General features: G+C 66.4%; 22 protein-coding genes. 12 read left to right on the plus strand and 10 right to left on the minus strand.

The genetic code is table 11. The features are described 5' to 3' along the window. Positions 1-939: a 5'-3' exonuclease gene (locus R5O87_RS03020; protein WP_410555533.1), complete on the minus strand. Its 939-nt coding sequence runs from the start codon at positions 937-939 to the stop codon at positions 1-3. Between the two features lie 67 nt (positions 940-1,006). Here R5O87_RS03020 and R5O87_RS03025 point away from each other — a divergent pair, with 67 nt between their 5' ends. Beyond that, positions 1,007-1,594 (plus strand): HhH-GPD-type base excision DNA repair protein, encoded by a 588-nt coding sequence (locus tag R5O87_RS03025; RefSeq protein WP_410555534.1) that lies wholly within the window; start codon positions 1,007-1,009, stop codon positions 1,592-1,594. A gap of 46 nt (positions 1,595-1,640) precedes the next feature. Here R5O87_RS03025 and R5O87_RS03030 read toward each other — a convergent pair whose 3' ends face one another. The 6 genes from R5O87_RS03030 to R5O87_RS03055 all read right to left on the minus strand — a co-directional run bounded on the left by R5O87_RS03030 (position 1,641) and on the right by R5O87_RS03055 (position 7,131). Then, positions 1,641-2,105 carry a phage tail protein gene (locus R5O87_RS03030; protein ID WP_410555535.1) on the minus strand — a complete coding sequence of 155 codons (465 nt, stop codon included), beginning with the start codon at positions 2,103-2,105 and terminating at the stop codon, positions 1,641-1,643. 90 nt (positions 2,106-2,195) lie between these two features. After that, the gene (locus R5O87_RS03035) at positions 2,196-3,377 is read right to left on the minus strand and encodes a M20 metallopeptidase family protein (RefSeq protein ID WP_410555536.1); all 1,182 of its coding nucleotides are present in this window, start codon (positions 3,375-3,377) and stop codon (positions 2,196-2,198) included. A gap of 6 nt (positions 3,378-3,383) precedes the next feature. Further along, a complete protein-coding gene (locus tag R5O87_RS03040) occupies positions 3,384-4,730 on the minus strand; it encodes a type I glutamate--ammonia ligase (protein ID WP_410555537.1) in 1,347 nt (448 codons plus the stop codon). Positions 4,731-4,745: 15 nt separating this feature from the next. Then, on the minus strand, positions 4,746-5,879 hold the full coding sequence (locus tag R5O87_RS03045) for an amidohydrolase family protein (RefSeq protein ID WP_410555538.1): 1,134 nt from the start codon (positions 5,877-5,879) through the stop codon (positions 4,746-4,748). A 73-nt stretch (positions 5,880-5,952) separates the two neighbouring features. Continuing rightward, complete coding sequence (locus tag R5O87_RS03050) at positions 5,953-6,528, minus strand: dihydrofolate reductase family protein (RefSeq protein WP_410555539.1); 576 nt, start codon at positions 6,526-6,528, stop codon at positions 5,953-5,955. Positions 6,529-6,546: 18 nt separating this feature from the next. After that, positions 6,547-7,131 carry a TetR/AcrR family transcriptional regulator gene (locus R5O87_RS03055; RefSeq protein WP_410555540.1) on the minus strand — a complete coding sequence of 195 codons (585 nt, stop codon included), beginning with the start codon at positions 7,129-7,131 and terminating at the stop codon, positions 6,547-6,549. Positions 7,132-7,248: 117 nt separating this feature from the next. Here R5O87_RS03055 and R5O87_RS03060 point away from each other — a divergent pair, with 117 nt between their 5' ends. After that, positions 7,249-7,602 (plus strand): cupin domain-containing protein, encoded by a 354-nt coding sequence (locus tag R5O87_RS03060; protein WP_410555541.1) that lies wholly within the window; start codon positions 7,249-7,251, stop codon positions 7,600-7,602. A 35-nt stretch (positions 7,603-7,637) separates the two neighbouring features. Then, entirely contained in the window at positions 7,638-8,945 is a 1,308-nt protein-coding gene (locus R5O87_RS03065; RefSeq protein ID WP_410555542.1) for a flavin monoamine oxidase family protein, read from the plus strand. 20 nt (positions 8,946-8,965) lie between these two features. On the opposite strand, the gene R5O87_RS03070 is transcribed toward R5O87_RS03065, so the two are convergent. Next, positions 8,966-9,574: a TetR/AcrR family transcriptional regulator gene (locus tag R5O87_RS03070; RefSeq protein ID WP_410555543.1), complete on the minus strand. Its 609-nt coding sequence runs from the start codon at positions 9,572-9,574 to the stop codon at positions 8,966-8,968. Positions 9,575-9,791: 217 nt separating this feature from the next. Here R5O87_RS03070 and R5O87_RS03075 point away from each other — a divergent pair, with 217 nt between their 5' ends. The 3 genes from R5O87_RS03075 to R5O87_RS03085 all read left to right on the plus strand — a co-directional run bounded on the left by R5O87_RS03075 (position 9,792) and on the right by R5O87_RS03085 (position 13,534). Further along, the gene (locus R5O87_RS03075) at positions 9,792-11,231 is read left to right on the plus strand and encodes an APC family permease (protein WP_410555544.1); all 1,440 of its coding nucleotides are present in this window, start codon (positions 9,792-9,794) and stop codon (positions 11,229-11,231) included. A gap of 62 nt (positions 11,232-11,293) precedes the next feature. Further along, a complete protein-coding gene (locus R5O87_RS03080; protein WP_410555545.1) occupies positions 11,294-12,094 on the plus strand; it encodes a MoaF C-terminal domain-containing protein in 801 nt (266 codons plus the stop codon). 27 nt (positions 12,095-12,121) lie between these two features. Beyond that, the gene (locus tag R5O87_RS03085; RefSeq protein ID WP_462836373.1) at positions 12,122-13,534 is read left to right on the plus strand and encodes an aldehyde dehydrogenase family protein; all 1,413 of its coding nucleotides are present in this window, start codon (positions 12,122-12,124) and stop codon (positions 13,532-13,534) included. A gap of 81 nt (positions 13,535-13,615) precedes the next feature. Here R5O87_RS03085 and R5O87_RS03090 read toward each other — a convergent pair whose 3' ends face one another. Then, a complete protein-coding gene (locus R5O87_RS03090) occupies positions 13,616-14,656 on the minus strand; it encodes an LLM class flavin-dependent oxidoreductase (protein ID WP_410558456.1) in 1,041 nt (346 codons plus the stop codon). A gap of 183 nt (positions 14,657-14,839) precedes the next feature. On the opposite strand from R5O87_RS03090, the gene bioB reads away from it, so the two are divergent. The 6 genes from bioB to R5O87_RS03120 are packed head-to-tail and all read left to right on the plus strand — an operon-like array spanning position 14,840 to position 20,612. Beyond that, the gene (gene bioB / locus R5O87_RS03095; RefSeq protein WP_410558457.1) at positions 14,840-15,889 is read left to right on the plus strand and encodes a biotin synthase BioB; all 1,050 of its coding nucleotides are present in this window, start codon (positions 14,840-14,842) and stop codon (positions 15,887-15,889) included. Next, complete coding sequence (gene bsaP, locus R5O87_RS03100) at positions 15,886-16,158, plus strand: biotin synthase auxiliary protein BsaP (RefSeq protein ID WP_410558458.1); 273 nt, start codon at positions 15,886-15,888, stop codon at positions 16,156-16,158. Before bioB ends, bsaP begins: the two co-directional genes overlap by 4 nt. A 32-nt stretch (positions 16,159-16,190) precedes the next feature. Beyond that, positions 16,191-17,576: an adenosylmethionine--8-amino-7-oxononanoate transaminase gene (locus R5O87_RS03105; protein ID WP_410558476.1), complete on the plus strand. Its 1,386-nt coding sequence runs from the start codon at positions 16,191-16,193 to the stop codon at positions 17,574-17,576. 8 nt (positions 17,577-17,584) lie between these two features. Then, the gene (locus R5O87_RS03110; RefSeq protein WP_410558477.1) at positions 17,585-18,742 is read left to right on the plus strand and encodes an 8-amino-7-oxononanoate synthase; all 1,158 of its coding nucleotides are present in this window, start codon (positions 17,585-17,587) and stop codon (positions 18,740-18,742) included. Further along, the gene (gene bioD, locus R5O87_RS03115) at positions 18,739-19,413 is read left to right on the plus strand and encodes a dethiobiotin synthase (protein ID WP_410558460.1); all 675 of its coding nucleotides are present in this window, start codon (positions 18,739-18,741) and stop codon (positions 19,411-19,413) included. The genes R5O87_RS03110 and bioD overlap by 4 nt, the downstream gene beginning before the upstream one ends. Positions 19,414-19,421: 8 nt before the next feature. Beyond that, positions 19,422-20,612, plus strand: a complete 1,191-nt coding sequence (locus R5O87_RS03120) for a cytochrome P450 (RefSeq protein ID WP_410558462.1) — start codon at positions 19,422-19,424, stop codon at positions 20,610-20,612. 73 nt (positions 20,613-20,685) lie between these two features. Here the strand turns inward: R5O87_RS03120 and ribA are convergent, their stop codons facing one another. After that, positions 20,686-22,560: a GTP cyclohydrolase II RibA gene (ribA, locus tag R5O87_RS03125; protein WP_410558464.1), complete on the minus strand. Its 1,875-nt coding sequence runs from the start codon at positions 22,558-22,560 to the stop codon at positions 20,686-20,688. Positions 22,561-22,809 lie beyond the last annotated feature (249 nt).

Genomic DNA, 22,809 nt, shown 5'->3' on the forward strand with positions numbered 1-22,809 from the left:
CTAGCTGAGGCGGTCCAGCGCCTGCAGGAGCCGCCCGACCGAACCGCCGAGGTTCCACCCGGTGGAAAGCCGCTCGAGTTCCTCCCTCGCCTCACCGGTGACCGGACGCAGTTCCGCGCCCGCTTCCTCCAGGGACGGCAGCTCCAGATTGCGCACCACGTTGACGACGGCGGGGGCCACCTTGAGATAGTCCGCGGCGGCAGCGAGCTTGTTGCGTACCGAGGCGGACACTCCGCCGCCAGGATCGGCCGCCGCAGCGAGCAGCCCGTCCAGCGTGCCGTGTTCCAGGAGCAGCGAAGCGGCGGTCTTCTCGCCGATGCCGGCCACGCCGGGCAGCCCGTCCGAGGCGTCGCCGCGGAGGGTCGCGTAGTCGGCGTACTGCTGCGGCAGCACGCGGTACTTTTCCACGACGACGGCGTCGGTCAGGACTTCGAGGTTCCGCATGCCGCGGGCGGTGTAGATGACACGCACCTGGCGGTCGTCGTCGACCAGCTGGAAGAGGTCCCGGTCCCCCGTCACCACGTCGACCGGAAGGCCCGCGTGGCTGGCGTAAGTGCCCACGACGTCGTCGGCCTCATGCTCCCGGACGCCCACGACGGCGATGCCGGCCAAACCCAGTACGTGCCGGATCAGCGGGATCTGCGCCTCCAGCTCGTCCGGCACCACCTCCACGTCGGCCGCACCGGCCAGCACCTCGGCCACGCGGTGGGCCTTGTACGTGGGAATGAGGTCCACCCGCCACTGGGGGCGCCAGTCATCGTCCCAGCAGGCCACCAGATGCGTGGCGCCGTAGTCGGTGGTGAGCCGCGCGATCATGTCGAGCAGGCCGCGGACGGCGTTCACCGGTGTGCCGTCGGCGCGGCGGATGGTGTCGGGCAGGCCGTAGAAGGCGCGGAAGTACAGGGACGCGGTGTCGAGCAGCATCAGGCGGTTGACCATGACTGATCCTGACACGGATTCACCGTGCGGTGCCCGGGACACGGCCCGGAAGTGGGAGGATGGGCGCATGGAACTGCACATCACCGGCGACGAAGCCGCCGACAAACTTCTCAGCGATGACGCCTTCGCACTGCTCACCGGCATGCTGCTGGACCAGCAGGTGACCATGGAGTCGGCTTTCGCCGGTCCCGAAAAGATCCGCACGCGCATTGGCTCGATCAGCCCTGCCGCCGTGGCCGAACATGACCCGGACGGCTTCGTTGAGGTCTTCAAGGAACGTCCGGCGGTCCACCGCTTCCCCGGTTCCATGGCCGCCCGCGTCCAGGCGCTCGCCGAGGCCGTGCAGAGCGAGTGGGGCGGCGAAGCGACTGCCATCTGGACCCGGGACGAACCCGACGGCAAGGAAGTTCTCCGAAGGCTGAAGGCACTGCCGGGATTCGGCGATCAGAAGGCCAAGATCTTCCTGGCTCTGCTCGGAAAGCAGTGCGGGCTGCAGGCGCCGGGCTGGCGTGAGGCCGCGGGCCACTACGGCGAGGAGGGCTCCTACCTTTCGGTCGCGGACATCGTGGACCCGGAATCACTGACGAAGGTGCGTGCCAGCAAGCAGGCGGCCAAGGCCGCCGCGAAGGCAGCAAAGGCGCCGGCCGCCGGTTAGCTCACTAGCTAATCACGACGGCGGCCGGACGCCTTTGGGGGGCAGCTTAGTACTCGCCCTTGATCACGAAGTAGGAGCCGCGGATCTCCCCGGCAAGCTTCGACTTTTGGCGTGCGAACTTGAAGCTGGGTGCGAGTTCCTCGGGAACTTCCATGCCCTGTGAGAGCTTGAATCCGACGGCCCGCTTGGCACCTTCGTCGATGCCGTACATGACGTTGACGGACAGCCCGGATTCGTAGAACACATACGCCATCCGGAGGCCGTCCACCTCGAAGGAGGTGACCTCGAGCGGACGTGCGGAGAACGAGATGATGCGCTCGTCGGACAGGATCCGGTTCACCCAGTCGAGCGTTTCCGGCGCCTCGCTGGCGGGTTCGACCGTGAACACGTGGTCGTACTTGTTCTTGTAATAACGTGCCTCGTTGGCACGCAGTCCCGCCAGAGCGTCCGCCACTGGTGACGACTCGAGGCCAACGGTGGAAACGTTCTGGAAGTCTACGGTGTATGGCATGCGCCCCTCCTGGTTGTCATTCATCACACTCCTCACCTTAATGTCCCTTGCGGCAGCGGGCTTCTTGATTCCTGATTGGCTGGGCGCGATTCATGCCCTGCCCCGGCCGAGCACCCGGGCGGCAGCCAGGTAGCCGGTGAGCATGGCAGTGGCCACGCGGCCGACGGCCTGTTCATCCGGGGCGAAGGTGCTGGCATGCAGGTTGCCGCCCGCCGCGGGCATCCCGGTGAAGATCATCACCACGCGGGCCGCCGAGGCATAAAAGGCGAAATCATCGGATCCGTACGAACGGAACTCACGAACCTCATAGCCTCGCGCGCCAAGGTGACGCCCGATCTCGACGGCAAGTTCGGCGTCGTTTTCCAGAATGGGCTCACCCTTCCGGATTTCGAGGCGCACCGTGCAGTCGTGGGCAGTGGCGACGCCGTTTGCCACCTGGCGGAGACGGGTGTGGATCATCTGCCGCTGCGGCTCTGACATGGTGCGGATGGTTCCGGTCACCGCAGCCTCTTCCGGGATCGCATTGGGGCTGCCGCCGGCATGGATGGTCCCGACCGTGAGCACCGCGGACATGGTGGGATCGACGTTGCGCGCAACGATCTGCTGGCACGAAACCACAAAGGCGCTGGCGGCAAGAAGGGCGTCCGAGGAATGGTGGGGGTAAGCGCCGTGCGAGGGCTGGCCGGTGATGACCACTTCGAATTCGTCGGCGGCGGCGTTGACCGGTCCCGGTGTGCAGGAGTACCCCAGGGAGTCCATCGCCGGCTGCAGGTGCGCCCCGACGAGAGCCCCCACCTGCTGCGCCGCCAGCACCCCGGACCGCACTACGTCGTGGGCGCCCGATTCGCCGACTTCCTCCCGGGGCTGGAGAATCCCCACGAACGGAAAGGGCAGCGGCGACGTTGACGCAAGGGCGCGGGCAACCGCGACGAATGCAGCCATGTGCACGTCGTGTCCGCAGGCGTGCATGGCGCCGTTGCCGGCGGCCCAGGGAAGTCCTGTCTGTTCCACGATCGGCAAGGCATCCATCTCGGCCCTGATCGCAACCGAGACCCCGGCCCCGCCGAGTCGGACGATCCCGATGTTTCCGGTGAGGGTTTCCTTTTGGAATGCGTCCGGCAGCTCATTCAGCAGCGTGGCCAGCGTGTCGCCCTCATCCCCCGAGACCCGAGGCTCAGCATGCAGTTGCCTGTACAGCTCCTCCGCCTTCTGCACCTCGATGGCCAGGCGTACGTGTACAGGACCCGTATCGAAGGCTGCGGCCCTGTCCATATCGGGCTAGTACCGCCAGCGCAGGGCGGCGATCACGGCCTCACGGTCGAGCTTGGCAAAACGTTCGGCTTCGCCCCGCCGCACGGCCACATAAGCGTCCACCAAATCATGGCCCAACGTCCTGCGGAGGAAACTGCTGCCGTCCAGATCGTCCAGGGCCGTGGCCATGTTGCGGGCAAATGCCCGGATGTCCAGGCGCTCCCTCTCCGCCTCGCTCAATGTGCCGGGGTCGACGGTGACCTCGGCGGGGAGCCTCAGCTTTCCTCTGAAGCCCTCGAGTGCGGCTGCAAGAATTGCTGCCACGGCGAGGTACTGGTTGGCGGCACCATCGCAGCATTTCACTTCCACGTTCGATTGCCTGTCCTCGTAGCCCTTGAGGCCCGGCACGAAGCGGACGGCGGCCTCGCGGTTGCCCGTGCCCCAGCAGATGAAGCTGCCCGCCCACTGCTGCGGCTGAAGCCGGTCCAGACTCAGTGCGCTGCCGCCCAGCAAAGCTGCGCTCTCGGCCAGGTACCCGAGGACGCCTGCGACCATGCGCTCGCCTGCCGGGCTCATCTGCGTGGCGGAGGCAGCGTCGTGGAAGACGTTGCCGTCACCGTTCCGCACGGAGAAATGGATGTGGCAACCGTTGGTCGCAGTTTTGGAATCCGCAATCGGCGAGTAGGAAACATGCAGTTCATGCCGGCGGGACACCCGGGCGACGATGAACCGGGCGAGGAGGTAATCATCCACGGCCTGGACCGGGTTCCGGGGGGCCAGGGCGATTTCCACCTGGCCGCGGCCATACTCCGGGTGGATCTGCTCAACCGGAACGCCGGCTTCCACCAGCGCTGCCAGCACGTCCAGGTTCCATGCCTCCAGCTGCAGGAACGCGGCTGCACCGTAGCCCGGTCCCTCGTGCGCCAGGACGGGCTCATCCCGAGTGCCGCTGAAGACCGTGAACTCCAGCTCGAGGCCCACGGATACCTCCAGTCCGGCTGTTGCCCATTCGGCAGCAACACGTTTGAGTGCCGTGCGCTGGCAGGTTGGATAAGGAGCACCGTGCATGTCCACCAGGTCGGCCGGCGCCCAGGCGAGGCCGCTGGTCTTGTCGATGACAGCAACGGCCGAGCGGTCCGGCATTCCGCGGAGGTCCCCAACGATGGGATCGATCCCGGATGACCGCTCGACATGGTCGTCAGCGGCCAAAAGGGCTCCGACGCTCACTGAGACGCCGCAGCCATTGGAGAAAGCATCTTCAACTTTGGGTCCTGGCAGAACCTTGACCCTTGCTACACCCGCGTTGTCGAGGCAGGAAATGACAAGTGCCCTGACGTACTGGAGATCCATATCCGTCTTTGGATTTGAAGTCACAGCTTTCCTTTCGATTCAGGGATTCAGGTTGTAAACGCGTTTGGCGTTTTCCGAGGCGACCCTCGTGGCAATTCTGTCGGCGTCGTTCGCGGTTGCCCAGCCCGAGGCGATCCAGTCGTCCATCAGGGCAGCAAACGAAGTCCGCCAGTTGGCCGCGCTCACGGCGTAATGTTCGGCAAGGCCGTACGAATCCGATGAGTAGAGGATCTTACCGAACGGTGCGATCTCCATCGCCTGGCGGATCGCCGTGCCGGCACTTGGGCCCAGGTAATGCGAGACCAGGCCCACGTCCAGGTAGAGGTGCGGGAAGACCTGGGCGAGGATGCCGGCTTCCCTGATGAAGGGGTAGCAGTGCAGCAGCATGAAGTCGACGCCCAGTGACCTGGTGGCATGGAACAGCGGACTGAGCCGGGATGGATCTGCGCGGAAGAGCTGAAGGTCCGAGTCGCCGTATCCCGTGTGGAGCTGCATGGGGATGCCCAAATCGATCCCGGACCAAAGCCCAAACCTCAGCAGAACCGGGTCAGTGACCCGGAAGGACCCGGATTCCTCGGCGGTACGGAACCATGCGTCAGCCGCCTGGAGGACCTCACGCCCGGATGGCCGTTCCGCGGGGATGTCGAAACCGTGCCGGTAGGCAAGGATGGATTTCAGGCCCACGGCGTCCCGGGATTTGGCTGCCAGCGTCTCCGGGAACTTAGCTGCAAAGCCGGCCGCAGTGGACTCCGACGCAAAGTCCTCGGCTACTCTCTCGATGCGAACGATCTCGCGAACACGCGCATCAGCACGCGCCGCCATGGCGTCCGGGCCGGGAAGCCGCGCATCCCGTATGCCAGTGTCAAGGAGATAGTGGGAAGTTCCGGTGCTGCGAAGCAGCAGCCTGTTCGCTTCAGCGGGGCCGATGCTCCTGCGGCGCGCGAGGTATTCATCAAGCGGCGCCAGGGGTTCGAGTCCGAGGACCGGTGCACAGAACCGCCGTACCGCCAGGCCGAAGGGCGACTCGAGGCTGTCCGTGCCCGCCGGTGCCGGCCAGTCGGACTCCGTGGCCAGGCTCCGGAACTCGCCGTCGGTCAGTTCGGCCTCGACAACGCCGTGGCAGTGGTGGTCGACCAGCGGCACGTCAATCCTGCGGTTGCTCGTGTCAGTCATGGTCACCGCCAACTGGTCGTGTTTGGCCACACCTAGATCGAGTATGGATCCGATGTCACCGGGAGGAAAGCCGCTACGCCGGCCGGTATGTCACCATCAGCACCCCCGTCCCCGTGGGCGTGGAGTCGACCAGCCGCAGCCGGCGCGCGTCGTCGTCCGGTCCGAACAGGCGGCGGCCCGAGCCGAGCACCAGCGGATGAATCATCAGGAATAGCTCATCGACGAGGCCATGCGGGAGCAGGGACCGGATGAGCTGGCCGCTGCCCATGATCACGAGGTTGCCGCCGGGCTGTTCGCGCAGTGCAGCGATTTGAGCGGGGACGTCCCCGCCGAGGAGCGTGGAGTTCGGCCACTTCAGTATGGCCTCGGGGTTGGAGGAGGCGACGTACTTTCTTGTCCCGTTGAGGCTGTCCTTGAACGGTCCGCCGGCCTGGTTCCAGTACGAGAGCATGTCGTCGTAGCTGCGCCGGCCGAACAGCCACGAGAAGCCCTGGCCCATCCGCTCCCCCATGGCGGCAAACATTGCCGGATCATTGTCCTGCTGGGCCCAGCCGCCGTGCCGGAAGCCGTCACGAGTGTCTTCGTCGGGGCGCCCCGGCCCCTGCAGAACACCGTCGAGGCTGAGGTGATTCACTGCCAGAACGCGCATGCTGGACTCCGTCCGTTGTCAGCTGGCGTTGACCGCCGGTGTGGTTACGTGGCCGCCCAACGCGGCCCAAAGGTAGCGGATTGCCGCCTCGACGCCCTTGGTGTTCGCGCCGGCCAGGAGCTGCAGCACCAGGCCGTCCAGCGCCGCGAAGGCGGCCCGGGCAGCACCTTCCTGGCCCCCGAAGCCGATCCGCTGCAGGCCGTCGGAGAGCGCTGCAATGTAGCTTTCGTAAAGGTGCTGTACTGGCCCCGCCAGCTCGGGGCGCCGCCGCGATTCCAGGATCATCTCGTACTGAAAGATCTGGATGTCGGGGTTGTCGTCAATCAGCGACAGGATGCTCTGGCAGAACTCCTCCTCGGTGGCAGGCAGCGCTGCCAGCTGTGACAGCCCGATCGACTGCCGCACGGACCACTCGAGAGCGGCTTCGATGAGGGCATCCCGCTTGCCGAAATGATGGACCACCAGGGTGTTATTGACGCCGGCGTGCTCGGCCACGGCACGGAATGTCAGGCCCCGCAGTCCCTTGCGCGCCACCACATGCACGGTTGCCGCGAGCAGAGCCTCCCGCCCGGTGCCATAGCCGTTCTGTTTCTGCCCGCTCATGCCTCCGATTCTAACCGCTTACAGCAGCGTCTTGACTTCGAACCTCAGCAAATGCTTAGCTGTGATGCAACACACAACTAAGTATCTGCATAGTTGCTAGTAACCAAGGAGGAACCAATGTCCACGTCCACGAACGCCGTCGAATTCACCGTCCATGATGCCTTCGACCCCCAGAAGTACGAGCCCTTCATCCTGGGCCAGGTCCAGTGGGTGCGACGCCGCGGAGACGGCGACCGCCCCGCCCTGTCCGCCGGTTTCTGGCACGTCACCACTGACGAGGCCCCCGAGCCGTTCGACCTGCTCATCGAGGCGGACGAGACCATCCACATCATCGAGGGCCACCTGCACATCGAGGTCGACGGCGGCGAGGGTTTCGTCCTGTTGCCCGGCTCGGCCGCTTCCTTCAACAAAGGCGCGCAGACCCGCTGGACAGTCGTTGAAGACACCACCGAATTCTTCGTCTACTCCTGAACGTCAACCAGAAGACCTGAAACAGAAGGCTCACCGTGACTGCCACCAACAACCACAGCCAGCAGACCGACGTCGTAATTATCGGCGCAGGCTTCGCCGGCCTTACAGCCGCCCGTGAACTGCGCCAGTCCGGCCTGTCCGTAGCCGTTCTCGAAGCACGGGACCGGATCGGCGGCCGCACCTGGCTCGATGACCGGCTTGGCCGCCCGCTGGAAATCGGCGGCACCTGGGTCCACTGGACCCAGCCCTACGTCTGGGCGGAAATGAAGCGCTACGGAGTCGGCACCGTTCAGAGCCCCGTCCCGGAACGGGCCTACTGGTGGGCGGGCGGTGCGCGGCACGAGGGCACTCCGGACGAGCTGCTGCATGAAATCGACGCCCCCAACCGGAAGCTGATGGAACAGTCGCGTGAGTACTTCCCGGAGCCTTTCGCCCCCTTCACTAACCCGGACATCAAGGGCATCGACCACGTTTCCCTGTCCCGGAAAATCGCTGAACTGCAGATCCCGGACTCCTCCCGCGAGATTCTGGAATCCTTCTGGGCACTGAACTTCAACGGTCCAGTCGACGACGCCGCCTACACCCAGGCCCTCCGGTGGGTGGCGCTCACCAATGGCGACTGGATGGTCAACTTCGAGGCCTGCGCCACCTTCAAGATCGAGGGCGGGACAGGCAAACTGATCAACGGCATCGCCGCCGGAACACACGTCCGCCTCGGGAAAACCGTTTCGGCCGTCAACTACGCCGAAGGGAACGCCACCGTCATTACCAGCGACGGCGAGGAGTTCCAGGCGGCGCACGTGATCTGCACGCCTCCCCTCGGCGCCATGGGTGCCATCGCCTTCGATCCTCCCCTGCCGGCGCCGAGCCAGAAGGGCATCGCCGAAGGCCAGGTCTCCAAGGGCATCAAGGTCTGGATCACCGTCAAAGGCGAAGTGCAGCCGTTCGTTGCCGTTGGCTCAGCGGGGTGGCCACTGAACTTCGTCCAGGCCGAATACGACCAAGACGGCAACACCATCCTCGTTGCCTTCGGTCCCGATACCGCCCGGCTCGACGCCACTGACGCCACGCAGGTCCAGGCAGCGCTGGACCTGCTCGCGCCGGACCTGGAAGTCCTGGACGTGGCCAGCCACGACTGGTCCAGCGACCCGCTGTCCGGCCAGACCTGGCCCATGCACCGGCCGGGCTTCCTGACAGAATCCCTGGGCAGCTTCCAACAGCCGCAGGGTGCCCTCCTGTTCGCAGGTTCGGATTATGCCAATGGCTGGGGCGGCTTCATCGACGGCGCCATCGAAAGCGGCCTGGAGGCGGCCCGGAGCATCCTCGACGAGCGCAGCGCCTGAGCGCAGGTCAGCGAAAGACGCTACTTACCGGCCGGGGAGAGGCCGGCGGCGTTCGCGTCGCCGGCTGCGCCCGAACGCTCCAGTAAGCGGCCAACCTGGACGACGGCGGAACGGATCTTCGCCGGATTTCCGAAGGTCAGGAACTGGAGCATGAGCCCGTCCAGAGCAGCGAAAATCGCCCTCGAAAGTTCGTCGTCGGTATCGAGGGAACGCCCGCGGAGAGCCGTTTCCACTGTCGAGATGTAGTTGTCATAGAGGCGGTCCAGAAGGGCTCTCAGCTCGGGCTTTCGGCGGGCCTCGAGAAGCATCTCGAACTGAAAGAGCTGCAGTTCCGGCTCGGAGGACACGGACGCCAGGAGGGCATCGGCGAACTTCTCGTCGAAATCCGCCACGCGGGCCAGCCCGGTTTCGTCGATCGAGCGCTGCACGGCCCACTCAAGGGTGGCGGCAAGCAACCCCTCGATCGAACCGAAGTGATGTGTGATCAGCGTATGGTTCACACCCGCACGGGCGGCGACAGAACGGTAAGTGACGCCGCGGAGGCCCTTCTCGGCAACAACATCTATGACCGCCGACAGCAGGGCATCGCGGCCATCCCCGTAGGGCAAACGTTGGGAATCCAGGCTCATAAGCCGATTTTAGCCCGCCCACCCCTTCCCTTTGGGCACCCTTGACACACCAAACTAAACACTTGTAGAGTTTTGTTTCGTGATCCGGCTCACGTGCCGCGCATCACCATCGCTTCCGCCGGAAGACGCGCACAAGGGGGTGCGCCTTCAGCCGGTATCCATACCTACCCACACCGGCATGACCCATGAATCCATGCCCTGGCGAAAGAGCCACACCATGAACCAGCAAACCGGGCAGATGCCCGCGTACCAGAACACCGCGGCCACCTCGGGCCGCCTGCGCCCCAACAAGCTGGGGGTCGTCGCGGTCGCTTTCTTCGCCATCGCAGCGGCCGCACCCATGGCGGCCGTTGTCGGCGCGAGCCCCGTCCTCTTTGCGGCCAGCGGCCCCGGAACCCCCGTCATCTACGTCATCGCGGCTCTCCTGGTGGCCCTGTTTTCCGTTGGCTACCTTCGGATGAGCCACAGCATCACCAACGCCGGCGGATTTGTCGCCTACATAGCGAAGGGGCTCGGAACGAAATGGGCCACCGGCGGTGCGGGCATCGCGGTCCTGACCTATGTCAGCCTCCAGGTGGGGCTCTGGTCCCAGTTCGGCGTCTTCGCCCAGCAGCTCGTTGGGAGCCTGACAGGCTTGGGGCTCCCGCCCTACTTTTGGATCGTCCTAGTACTGTCCCTGGCCACCGCCCTGACCATGAAAGGGGTGGACGCGAGCCTGAAAGTTCTGGGGGTGCTGATCCTGGGCGAAACCCTGGTCGTCGCGGCCCTTGTAGTCTCCCTGATCGCGCAAAAGGGGCTAGGGATCTTCACGTTTGAGGGGTTCACCGGCGCCAACATCGTGGGGCCCGGACTGGGCATCTCGCTGCTGTTTGCCTTTGCCTGCTTCACCAGCTTCGAGGCGACGGTCGTCTTCGCCGAAGAAGCGGTGAACCCGCGCAAGACGATTCCCCGCGCGGCGTATCTGGTCATTGCCTTCGTTGGCTTCTTCTATATGATTTCAACCTGGGCCATCAGCGGAGCAATCGGCATTGACCGCATCCAGTCCGAAGCCGCCCGGAATCCCGCCGGCATGATCTTCGACCTCGCCCAATCCAGCGCCGGCTCGTGGCTCGGCCTCTCCATGCAAATCCTCGTCGTCACCAGCTTTATTGCCATGATGCTCGGCCTTGCCAACATGTTCGCCCGGTACCTCTTCGCCTTGGGCCGCGCGGGAACACTGCCGGCAAAGCTGGCGTCAGTTTCCATGACCGGTGCCCCGACGTTCGCCGGGCTGGCCAACGGCATCATAGTGCTGGCGATCATCAGCGTCTTCTTGATTTCAGGGGCCGATCCCATCACCACAGTCTTCGCGTGGTTCGTCGCCCTCGGAACCGCCGGCTTCATCAGCATCCTCCTCCTGACGTCCGCAGCGATCATCGTCTTCTTCGCCAGGGCCGGGATCCGGGACAACCTCTGGGTAACCGTCATCGCACCCGTCCTGTCCTTCATCTCGTTCATCACCATCGGCTACCTGACCCTGGACAACTACGACGCCCTGCTCGGCGGCGCTGGCGGTGTTGCCCGCTGGCTCCTGCTCGGCATCCCCCTCGTCCTCATCGCAGGAATTGCCCGGGGAGCCCAGAAACCGTCCATCGACTACGCCTCCGAAATCGTCTGACGCTAAAACGCTCCTCCTCACCAACCCCGTTCAGCACGAATCACCTCTACCAAAGGAAAACCATGACCGCGACTGACATCCAGGACTACGTTCCCGAAAATGAATGGCCCTCCGTGGCCACCATGCTCGACGGATTCGGGGACCAGACCCTGCCCGCCTCCGCGGCCCTGACCGGCACCGCGCTGCACCTCCCCCGGGACGGCGGCCACACCACCACCTACACCTTCCACGACGCGCATTCCCTGACATGGACGGCGGCCGGCGAAGACCGCCACGGCGGGGCAGCCAGGTACAAGGCGATCGAAGCCCGCCCGGGGATCTTCATCATCGACTTCATCCAGGGCGAAGACCGCCAGGCTCAGAATGTCACTATCATCCTCGACAGGAACACCGGCGCCGTCACGACAGCGGTCAGCTCCTTCATCACCGAAGGAGACAAGACCCGCAGCACCACCAACTTCAGCCACGGAAACATGGAAGGGTCTGCTGCCATCCATTCCCGATCCACCGGGCTGGTCGGCAAGCGCATCTACTACCGCTACAGCGACGTCGAAACCTACGAACACATCTACCTCAACGCCGGCACCTTCACCTGGCACTGCCTTCGCGGCGGCGAGGCCGGACTCGCCGACACCGACCGCTGCCTCACTTTCGACGTTGGCGAGGACCTGTACCTGTTCTTCTGGACCGAAAAGGTGATGACTGTTGAGGCGGTGCTCCTCATAGACCTGCGCGAGCAGCGCTCCATCGGGCGGATGTTTGGCTGGGACGAACCGGCCGCCGAACCCGTGATCCTGCCTTTCAACTCACGCCTCACCGTCCTGAACACCACCGAATACCCGCAGGACAACCACAAGCATTAGCCAAAAGGCCACTCCCGAGGAACACCAATGGAAACCTACGATTCATTACTTGCCAGCATCACCGCAGCGCCCGGTCAGGACAGCCGGACCATGTACGACCCCGCCACCGGCGGCGTCGTGGGCGAGGCACCGGTCCACACCGTTGAGGACCTCGAGACCGCGGTGGCCGCGGCCGTCGCCGCCCAGCCCGCCTGGGCCGCACTGGGCCACGACGCCCGGTCCGCCGCGCTGCTCAAGGCCGCCGACGCCGTCGAACGCTCCGCCGAGGAACTCGCCCAGCTCCTCTCCCGCGAACAGGGCAAACCCCTCAACGGCCCCAACGCCCGCTTCGAAGTCGGCGCCTGCGCCGCCTGGCTCCGCGCCACCGCCGCCACCGAACTCACACCCGAAGTCATCGTCGACGACGGCGAAACCTACGCCGAACTCCACTACAAGCCCATCGGCGTCGTCGGCGCCATCGGCCCCTGGAACTGGCCCATGATGATCACCATCTGGCAGATCGCCCCCGCCCTGCGGATGGGCAATGCCGTGGTGGTCAAGCCTTCCAAAATGACGCCGCTCTCCGTCCTGGCCCTGATCAAGGTCCTCAACGAAGAACTCCCCGAGAACGTCCTGACCGCCATCTCCGGCGACCGCGAAGTCGGCGCCCGCCTCGCCGAACACCCCGCCGTCGGCAAAATCATGTTCACCGGCTCCACCCCCGCCGGCAAAGCGATCATCAAATCCTCCGCCGACACCGTCAAACGCCTCACCCTCGAACTCGGCGGCAACGACGCCGGCATCGTCCTGCCCGACGCCGACCCCAAAACCATCGCCCAGGACCTGTTCTGGGGCGCGTTCATCAACACCGGCCAGACCTGCGCCGCCCTCAAACGCCTCTACGTCCACGACAGCATCTACGACGCCGTCTGCAACGAACTCACCACCATCGCCAAAACCATGCCTATGGGCAACGGCCTGGACGAAAACAACGTCCTCGGCCCGCTCCAAAACAAAGCCCAATACGACATCGTCGCCACCCTCGTCGACGCTGCCCGCGACTCCGGCGCCCGGATCCTGCTCGGCGGCAACCCCGACCCCGGCCAGCCCGGCTACTTCTACCCCACCACCCTCGTCGCCGACATCGACAACACCAACCCCCTCGTCACCGAAGAACAATTCGGCCCCGCCCTGCCCATCATCCGCTACACCACCATCGACGAGGCAGTGGAGATGGCCAACGCCCTCGACGTCGGACTCGGCGCCTCCGTCTGGTCCCCCAACCTCCCCGCAGCCCGCGAAGTCGCCGCCCGCATCCAGGCCGGCACCGTCTGGATCAACAAACACGGCGCCGTCGACCCCCGCGTCCCCTTCGGCGGCGCCAAACAATCCGGCTACGGCCTCGAATTCGGCGTCGAAGGCCTCAAAGCCCTCGGCGTCCCCCAAATCATCAACGGCTAACCGGCACACCGGAACACCGGACCCACAGCAGGACAAGAGGGCCGCCGTCGCACCAACGCGACGGCGGCCCTTGCGCCGTGGCTAGGCCGTTTTCGTTCCCATAAGCTCGCGGTTGACTGCTGGCATGATTTCGGTGGCGAGCAGTTCGATGGACCGTGCAGTCTCCGCGAAGGGGAGGCCGCCCAGGCCGACCTGCGCCATATACCGGCTGTTGCCAAGAGCCTGGTGGATTTCGATCAGTTTCTCGGTGACCTGCTGGGGGCTGCCCACCAGCAGCCCGCCGCCCGGTTCGCTCCAGTCGTCGAAAGTTGAGCGCGGGAAGTGGTCCACGGGGCGTGGCATGTTCTGCTCGAAGTAGGCGCGGTAGTAGGGATAGAACGTGTCCCGTGCCTGCTGGGACGTCCGTGCCGCGTAAAAGTGGCCTCCTGCTCCGACCTGGAGGGTTTCAGCATCGTTGCCGGCGTCGGTTGCGCTCTGCCGGTAAAGCTCCACCAGGTGCCGGAACCGATGGGGTCCGGAGAGGAGCGCAATGAACAGGGGAAGGCCCAGCCGCCCGGCCCGGACAAAGCTTGCCGGCGTACCGCCCACCCCGACCCAGACCGGCAGCTTCTCCTGCAGGGGCCGGGGCGCTATGTCCATTCCGGGAATGCTCTGCGTTAACCTTCCCTCCCAGTTGAGGCTGGGGTGCTCGCGGAGTTCGAGCAGCATCCTCAGCTTCTCGTCGAAGAGTGCGTCATAGTCCGCCGTGCTGTGGCCAAACAACGGATACGAATCAACAAAAGCTCCGCGGCCGGCAATGATCTCGGCCCGCCCGCCGGAAATCAGGTCCAGGGTGGCGAACTGCTCAAAGAGCCGCACCGGATCCTGCGTGGACAGAACAGTGACAGCCGTACTCAGCCTGAGGTTTGTGGTCTCCCGGGCAATGGCTGCCAGGACGATCTCCGGTGCGGACAATGCGAAGTCCGGCCGGTGATGCTCACCCAAGCCTAGGAAGCTCAGGCCGGCCTGGTCCGCGAGCTTGGCCAGTTCAATGGTGTCCGCGAGTCTCTGCTGGGGTGACAACACCGAGCCGGTGCTGAGGCTCCGGGACAGTTCTCCGAAGGTAAAGATGCCAAAGTCCATATTTATTGAACCTTCAAGTATGCGGTTTTATTTCCCATTGCGATCCGATGCGCCGCCAAAGTAGGGACCTGACTAACGTCCCGCCGGTCTCCTTGTCGGGACCCCACAAAATCTTGCCCTTGTTGGGGAATTAGCGTCAGTTCGGAGGAATATCCGCAGCCATCACACGCAAAGGACCCATCAATGACGATTCAGGCAGACGCGGGCGAAGCCACAAGCCACGCGCCCATCCCGGCCACTTTCCCCATCCTTGAAACCGCTAAGCAGCAGGTCCTCGAGGAGGGCATCGGGCTCACCCAGTCGCAGCTCGAGGAGGTACTTCGGCTTCCGGATGAGGCCCTTCCCGCCGCGCTGCAGCTGGCCCACGAGGTCCGGCTCCGGCACTGCGGTGAGGACGTCGAAGTGGAGGGCATCATCTCCATCAAGACCGGCGGCTGCCCGGAGGACTGCCACTTCTGCAGCCAGTCCGGCCTGTTCGACTCCCCCGTCCGCGGCGTCTGGCTGGACATCCCCGAACTGGTCAAGGCCGCGAAGGAAACCGCCGCCACCGGAGCCACCGAGTTCTGCATCGTCGCCGCCGTCCGCGGCCCCGACATCAAGCTCATGAACCAGATCAAGTTCGCGATCGACCGCATCAACGAGGAAGTGGACATCAACATCGCCTGCTCGCTCGGGATGCTCACGCAGCGGCAGGTGGACCAGCTCGCCGAGTGGGGCGTGCACCGCTACAACCACAACCTGGAGACGGCCCGCAGCTATTTCCCCGAGGTGGTCACCACGCACACCTACGAGGAACGCCTTGACACCTGCAACATGGTCAAGGCCGCGGGCATGGAACTGTGCTGCGGCGCCCTGATCGGCATGGGCGAAACCCCCGAACAGCGCGCCGAACTCGCCGCCCAGCTCGCAGCCCTGGAACCGCACGAGGTCCCGCTGAACTTCCTCAACCCCCGGCCGGGAACACCGCTCGAGAACCAGGGCATCATGGACGGCAAGGACGCCCTCCGCGCCATCGCCGCCTTCCGCCTCGCCATGCCGCGGACCGTGCTGCGCTATGCCGGCGGCCGCGAGCTCACCCTTGGCGACCTTGGCACCCGCGACGGGCTCCTCGGCGGCATCAACGCCGTGATCGTCGGCAATTACCTCACTACGCTCGGACGCCCGGCGACGGCGGACCTGAACCTTCTGGTCGAGCTGAACATGCCGATCAAGGAACTCCAGAAGACGCTGTGACCGGGGTTTCGGCAAGCTCAACCAGCGGGGTTGGGGCCACCACCGGGGTTTCGGCAAGCCCAACCGGCGGGGGTGCCTTTTGCGGGCACTGCGGCGGGACGTACGACGGCGGCGACGGTCCGCCGTCGTCCGCTCACCGTGAGTGCCGCGAACGGCTGGCCATGGAACCGCCGCGCTACTGCGCCGCCTGCCGGCGCCGGATGAAGGTGCAGGTCACGCCGCTGGGCTGGTCCGCCGAATGCTCCCGGCACGGGGTGCTGGTCCAGTGACGCAGAATTCGACCGTGAAGCAGGGGTCAACCGTGACGGAGGATTCCCAGCAGCCGGACCTGATCCGGCGGGACCGCGCCCGGCTCTGGCACCCGTACGCGCCCGCGTCCCCGGACCTTCCGCTGTGGGAGGTGGAGGCGGCCGACGGCGTGCGGCTGCGGCTCCGCGGCGAAGACGGCACCCGGCACGAGGTGATCGATGCGATGTCCTCGTGGTGGTCGGTGATCCACGGCTACCGCCACCCGGTGCTGGATGGCGCCGCGAAAGCACAGCTGGACACGTTCAGCCACGTGATGTTCGGCGGGCTCACCCACGCTCCGGCGGTGGAACTGGCCGAGCGGCTGGTGGCCATGGCCCCCGCCGTACCCGGCCGGCCGGGGCTGGAGCGGGTGTTCCTCGCGGACTCCGGGTCGGTCGCCGTCGAGGTGGCGCTGAAGCTGGCGGTCCAGTTCCAGACCGCCGCCGGCCTGCCGCGCCGGCAGCGGTTCCTGAGCCTCCGCGGCGGCTACCACGGCGACACCTTCGCTGCCATGGGGGTCTGCGATCCGGTGGACGGCATGCACTCGGCCTTCCCGGGTCTGCTCGCAGGCAACGTGTTTGCGCCCCGCCCTCCCGCGGCGGCGTCGGCAACATCGGAGACGGTGCAGGCGTGGGCAGCCAACGTGGCGGAGCTGGCGGCCGCGCACGCGGCGGAACTGGCGGCGATCGTCGTCGAGCCTGTCCTGCAGGGTGCCGGCGGCATGCACGCGTACCCGGCCCAATGCCTGACAGTACTGCGTGAGGTGGCGGACCGGCACGGGCTGCTGCTCATCTTCGACGAGATCGCCACCGGCTTCGGCCGCACCGGCGAACTGTTCGCGGCCGACCACGCCGGCGTTGCACCGGACATCATGTGCGTCGGCAAGGCCCTGACCGGCGGGTACCTGACCCTCGCCGCGATGCTCTGCACTGCTGAGGTGGCCGCGGCTGTGTCCGGCGGCCAAGCGGGTGCCCTGCTGCACGGCCCCACGTTCATGGGCAACCCGCTGGCGTGTGCCGTGGCTAACGCCAGCCTCGGCATCATCGAAAGCGGCGGCTGGCGGGCCGACGTCGCCCGGATCGGCACCGGACTGGCCACCGGGCTGGCACCTGCCATGGAACTCGGGGCGGTCCGGGACGTCCGCACCATCGGCGCCGTCGGGGTCATCGAGCTGCACGACGCCGTCGACGTCACCGCCGTCACCGCGGCTGCCGTCCGCCGCGGCGTCTGGGTCCGGCCGTTCCGCAACCTCGTCTACACCATGCCGCCGTACATCAGCACCGCGTCGGACATCGCGCAGATCACCGCCGGGATGGCGGCGGCCGTCGCCGAGGTCCATGAAACGGCAGGCCAAAGGGTCTACGAACGGGTCCCGGCTCACACCGGAGGTGCATCATGAGCGGATCGATGACGCAGTGGCTCGAACGGCAGGCCGCCGTCCGGGAACGCCGGGGCCAGGTCCGCCGGCCGCTCCCCCGCGCCGCGCACGACAAATACATTGACCTGGCCAGCAACGACTACCTTGGCCTTGCCACGGACCCGCGCGTTGCCGGGGCAGCGGCGGAGGCCGCAACGCGGTGGGGCGCCGGCGCCACCTCCTCCCGCCTGGTGGCCGGAACCACCAACCTGCACCTGGACCTGGAACAGGAACTGGCCACCTTCGCCGGGATGGAAGCCGGGCTGGTCTTCTCCTCCGGTTACCTGGCCAACATCGGGGTGATCACGGCGCTGGGCGGTCCTGGGACCCTGATCGTCGCGGACGAGCATTGCCATGCTTCGATGATCGACGGCTTCCGGCTCAGCCGGTCACGCACCGAATCGTTCGCCCACAATTGCATGGCCGAAGCCAGCCGGCTGCTCGCCGGCCGCAATGAACCGCGGGCGATTATCGCCGTCGAATCCGTCTACAGCGTCCTCGGCGATGCGGCGCCGCTCACCGACCTGCTGGCCCTGGCCGAGCAGTACGACGCCATGCTGCTCATCGACGAGGCCCACAGCCTCGGCGTCACCGGCCGCGGCGTTTTCCAGGGGCGCGGTTCCGTCGCCGGGACCGCCCTTGCCGGGCACCCCAACGTGACCGTGACAGCCACGCTGTCCAAGGCACTGGGCAGCCAGGGCGGGGCCGTCCTGGGATCCGCGCTGCTGCGCGAACACCTCCTCAACCGTGCCCGCAGCTTCATTTTCGACACCGGGCTGGCACCGGCATCCGCCGCAGCCGCCCTCGCCGCCGTGCAGATCATCAGGGACGAGCCCTGGCGGGCGGCATCCGTGCACAGCAACGCGGCAGCGCTGGCAGCCGGACTGGCACCGGCCCTGGCCGGCCGTGGCGTCATGGCAGACCCGACAGCGGGGGCCGTCCAGTCCATCCCACTGCCGTCCGCGCAAGCGGCCCTGGCCGCCGCCGAATCCGCGCGCCGCGCCGGCGTCCGGGTGGGCTGTTTCCGCCCGCCGTCCGTTCCGGACGGGATTTCGCGGCTGCGGCTGACCGCCCGCGCCACCCTCACACCCGAAGAAATCGAAGACAGCTGCGCAGTGCTGCGCGGCATTCTGGAGGAACTTCCATGAACCTGTCCCCCGTCGTTCTGGTCACCGGAACGGACACCGGCGTCGGCAAAACCATCACGACGGCGGCCCTCGCCGCCGCCTTGAACGGAAGGGGCCGCAGCGTGGCGGTGTACAAGCCGTGCCAGTCGGGTGCCGCCGACGGCGACTCCGACGCGGCCGAAATTGCCCGGCTCACCGGCGTGCCGGCCGAAGCCGGCGTGGTTCTTCAGGAACCCATGGCTCCCGTCGCGGCTGCGGCCATCGACGGAACACCGCTGCCCGCTGTGGCTTCGCACGCAGACCGGATCCGCGAACTCGCCGCCGCCCACGACCACGTCCTGGTGGAGGGCGCCGGCGGCCTGCTGGTGGAGCTGGATACTAACGGCGGCACCCTGGCGGACCTCGGATCGCTGCTGGCGGCGGCCTTTGTGGTCGTCGCGCGGCCCGGGCTGGGCACGCTGAACCACACTGCCCTGACCCTCGAGGCACTGGCCGTGCGCGGGTTGCATGTCCTCGGCGTCGTACTCGGAAGCTGGCCCGCCCGCCCCGATGCGGTGCACCACAGCAACCGGCAGGTGCTCGGGTCCTTGAGCGTTCCCGTGATCGGGGCCCTGCCCGAGCGCGCCTCGGAACTGTCCCCGGCTGACTTCCGCGCCTGCGCAGCCGCGTGGCTGAACGGGGTGCCCGCATGACCGCGGCCGTGACAACCGCGAAGCCGATGGCCGCAGCCGCGACGGCCGCGCCGCCGGCGCAGGCTCCCGACGGATCCAAGTGCCCTTACCTCGTGGTGCGCGACCCGGATGCGGTCCGCGACGTCCTGCACCGGCCCGCCGACTTCAGCCCCGCGAATGCGCTGGTGGCCGTGACAGCACTGGAGGGACCTGCGCTGCGCGTGCTGCAGCGCGTGGGCTTTGCGTTGCCTCCCGTGCTGGCCAGCAACGACACGGATTCACACGGCGGGATCCGCAAGGTGGTGGCAGGCTTCTTCACGCCTGCCACCGTCGCCGCCATGGAACCGCGCATCCGGGAACTGGCCCGCGAAGCTGCCGGGAACGCCGCGAAGCAGCTCGCCCGGACCGGCCAGGCGGACCTCGTGCAGGCGATGGCGGCGTTTCCGCCCGCCGTCGTGATGCTTGAACTCCTCGGGCTGCCCGTGCGGGATCTTGCCAATCTCAAGCGCTGGGGACTGGACTCCATGGAGCTGTTCTGGGGGTGGCCTAGCCCGGAGCGGCAGCTTGAACTGGCCAACAGTGCAGCCGAGTTCTACGTCTGGCTGCGCCGCCTGGTCGCCGAATCCGTAGCCGCCCCGGGACGCAACCTGTTCAAGTCGCTGGCCGGGCACGGCCTCTCGAGGACCGAGATGTGCTCGCTCGGCTACTTCCTGCTGATCGCGGGCCAGGAAACCACCACCCACCTGATCAGCACCACGCTGTTCCGGCTGCTGCAGGGTTCAGCACCCGGGGCCTGGAAGGACGCGGCCTCAGAAGCCGGCGCCAAGTCAGTGGTGCAGCACGTGCTGGCCACCGAATCATCCGTCCCCACCTGGCGCCGCGTGACGGACCACGAAACCATCCTCGGCGGCGACCTCATCCCCGCCGGCACGGAGATACTCCTTGAACTGTCCGGCAACCTGATCACGGCGGCCGCTGGCCCAGGAAGCACGTCTCCGCAGGAGGACGCCGGGCATGGTCGGTCAACCGGCCTGGTCTTCGGTTCCGGCATCCACCGTTGCCTCGGAGCGAAGCTCGCCGAGCTGGAAGCCGCCGTCATCATCCAGGAAGCCGCGGCCGCGCTGCCCGGGATTCAGCTGCGGGACCACGAACCGGAATGGATCCGGCTCCTGTCCTTCCAGGCACCCCGGACCGTCAGCGTGGTGGGTCCGGCAGGCTGACAGGCCGCAGGTAAACGGGCTGGGCTGGAAGGACGCTGGCTGGAAGGACAGTGGGCTGGAAGGAGGACGCTGGCTAGAAGGAGGACACCGTGAATCCAAGCCCCAGCAAACCCCGGCCCGCCTGCTCAAGGATCGGATCCATACTCAGGGTCGGGTGGTTGAGGAGCACATTCACGTCGCGCTGGATCCGCTGGAGCGGATGCGACAGCCGGTGGGCACTCCCGCCCGAGCCCGCGACGGTGAGCCGGACAGCTTCCTCCGCCGCCTCTCCGCTGAGCGCAAGGGAGAGCCGGTAGCCGGCGCGTTCCTCATCCGTCAGCGATGACGGCCGGCGGCGGTCGGATTCAGCCACCGCCCTGACCGCTTCCTGCCAGTGCAGGCGCGCGGTGCCCACCAGTCCATGGGCTTTCGAGAAGCGGGCCTGTGCCAGTGGTGAATCCGCCTGCCGGTTGTCAGCGGTGTTCTTAACCCTGCGCACCAGCATCTTTTCCCTAAAGACGTCGACGGCGTACTCGGCGGCTCCCAGAGCGGCCGAGGGCGCCACCAGGTTCAGCAGCGTAGCCATCGGTGTGTGGATCATCGGATCCTCGTGGATCAGGCTGCCCGGGTTGTCCGCAGCGCTCAGCAGGGTCCAGTCCATGGCAAGGTGCTCCGGCACAAACAGGTCCTTCGCCCGCAGGTCGTTGCTGCCCGTCCCCCGGAGCCCGTCCGTGTGCCACACGTCCAGCAGTTCCAACTCGGCGACCGGAACGAGACACTGCAGGCGGACGCCGTCGGAGTCCACCGCCAGCAGGGCCCACTCCGAATGCATCACCCCGGACGCGAAGCTCCAGTGGCCCGAAATCGAGAATCCGCCCGGTACCTTCCTGGCCGAGCCCACGGGAGCGCTCGTGGCCGCGGCCAGCGGAGCAGGTCCGTGAGCGAAGACTTCGTCCTGCACCCGTTGGGGCCAGCGGGCCAGCATCCAGACGTGCTCGATCAGGTGCCCGGCCGTCCACGCCGTCGAGGCGCAGCCCCGGGCAAGCCGCCGGATGACCTCAGCATAGGTTTCCACGCCCATGCCGTATCCGCCCAGCTCCTTCGGTGCCAGGATCCGGAACACGCCGGCGTCCTTCAGCTCATTCATCGTGGATTCCGGGAGGCGGCGGAGCCGCTCGGTTTCCTCCGCCCGCTCCCGCAGCCGGGGAACCAGGCCGTCAACGCGGCTGAGCATCTCGTCGTGGCCCGGAACGGTGCCTCCCGGCACCGGAACTGCGGGTCCGACGTCGGCCGTTCCAAGTTCCAGCGTGTGTGCGGTCCGGTCCCGCTTCGCCACCAGATAGCCCTCGTTGGCCGGCGAGAGGTACACCCCGGTGGGAACCTGTTCGGTGACGTCAATGCCGAGGGCCGCCAGCTGTTCAGCCTTATCCGGGTTGTTGCTCAGAAGGCGGATCCGGGTGGCGCCGAGGGCGTCCAGCATCTGGGCGGCCGCTGTGTAGTCTCGCTCGTCCTCGCCGTGCCCCAGGGCCAGGTTGGCGTCGTACGTATCGAGGCCCGTGTCCTGCAGGGCATAAGCGTCAAGCTTGGAGTAGAGCCCGATGCCGCGGCCCTCCTGGCGGAGGTAAAGCAGGAATCCGCCGGCCGCGGCGATCTCCTCCACAGCCTCGCGCAGCTGCGGTCCGCAGTCACACCGCTGGCTGCCGAACGCGTCACCGGTCATGCATTCGCTGTGCAGCCGGACCAGCGGCACATCATGGTTGAGGAGCTGCTGTTCCCACTGGCCCAGGGCGAGCAGCAGGTGCTCCTTGCCGTCCGCGAGGCCGCGGAAGGTCAGCACCTCGGCCGTGGTGCTGAATCCGTCCGGAAAGCGCAGCGGCACAGTGACCTGGGTTCGCACGCCGGCGTGGTCAGGCGCAACGCCAGTTGGGAGCGCTGCAGCCTGCAGGGCGGTTTCAACACAAGCAGTCATCTGCGATCCTCGGCTTTCCAACGGAAGTACTTGAAGCTTCCACTGACCGTACTCCTTTTTAGTTCAAGCTTCAAGTAATTTCCTGGACCACCTTGAAGAATTTACATTGACGTTACACATGCGCATTGACCTGATATGTGATCACACATTACATTGGACGTGATGGCGACCACATCATGTGTGGCTGGTCCCGCGACACTCCAGTCCGTCCGACCTTCCGCAAATACTCCCTTGTCCAAAGACGAAGGC

The organism is Arthrobacter globiformis (assembly GCF_046536215.2).
In the GTDB taxonomy this organism is placed as follows: domain Bacteria; phylum Actinomycetota; class Actinomycetes; order Actinomycetales; family Micrococcaceae; genus Arthrobacter; species Arthrobacter globiformis_E.

Bases quoted from the DNA above. Each gene is read 5' to 3' on its own strand.
- R5O87_RS03020 (WP_410555533.1), bottom strand. From the start codon at position 939: ATGGTCAACCGCCTGATGCTGCTCGACACCGCGTCCCTGTACTTCCGC.
- R5O87_RS03025 (WP_410555534.1), top strand. From the start codon at position 1,007: ATGGAACTGCACATCACCGGCGACGAAGCCGCCGACAAACTTCTCAGC.
- R5O87_RS03030 (WP_410555535.1), bottom strand. From the start codon at position 2,105: ATGCCATACACCGTAGACTTCCAGAACGTTTCCACCGTTGGCCTCGAG.
- R5O87_RS03035 (WP_410555536.1), bottom strand. From the start codon at position 3,377: ATGGACAGGGCCGCAGCCTTCGATACGGGTCCTGTACACGTACGCCTG.
- R5O87_RS03045 (WP_410555538.1), bottom strand. From the start codon at position 5,879: ATGACTGACACGAGCAACCGCAGGATTGACGTGCCGCTGGTCGACCAC.
- R5O87_RS03050 (WP_410555539.1), bottom strand. From the start codon at position 6,528: ATGCGCGTTCTGGCAGTGAATCACCTCAGCCTCGACGGTGTTCTGCAG.
- R5O87_RS03055 (WP_410555540.1), bottom strand. From the start codon at position 7,131: ATGAGCGGGCAGAAACAGAACGGCTATGGCACCGGGCGGGAGGCTCTG.
- R5O87_RS03060 (WP_410555541.1), top strand. From the start codon at position 7,249: ATGTCCACGTCCACGAACGCCGTCGAATTCACCGTCCATGATGCCTTC.
- R5O87_RS03070 (WP_410555543.1), bottom strand. From the start codon at position 9,574: ATGAGCCTGGATTCCCAACGTTTGCCCTACGGGGATGGCCGCGATGCC.
- R5O87_RS03075 (WP_410555544.1), top strand. From the start codon at position 9,792: ATGAACCAGCAAACCGGGCAGATGCCCGCGTACCAGAACACCGCGGCC.
- R5O87_RS03080 (WP_410555545.1), top strand. From the start codon at position 11,294: ATGACCGCGACTGACATCCAGGACTACGTTCCCGAAAATGAATGGCCC.
- R5O87_RS03085 (WP_462836373.1), top strand. From the start codon at position 12,122: ATGGAAACCTACGATTCATTACTTGCCAGCATCACCGCAGCGCCCGGT.
- R5O87_RS03090 (WP_410558456.1), bottom strand. From the start codon at position 14,656: ATGGACTTTGGCATCTTTACCTTCGGAGAACTGTCCCGGAGCCTCAGC.
- bioB (WP_410558457.1), top strand. From the start codon at position 14,840: ATGACGATTCAGGCAGACGCGGGCGAAGCCACAAGCCACGCGCCCATC.
- R5O87_RS03110 (WP_410558477.1), top strand. From the start codon at position 17,585: ATGACGCAGTGGCTCGAACGGCAGGCCGCCGTCCGGGAACGCCGGGGC.
- bioD (WP_410558460.1), top strand. From the start codon at position 18,739: ATGAACCTGTCCCCCGTCGTTCTGGTCACCGGAACGGACACCGGCGTC.
- ribA (WP_410558464.1), bottom strand. From the start codon at position 22,560: ATGACTGCTTGTGTTGAAACCGCCCTGCAGGCTGCAGCGCTCCCAACT.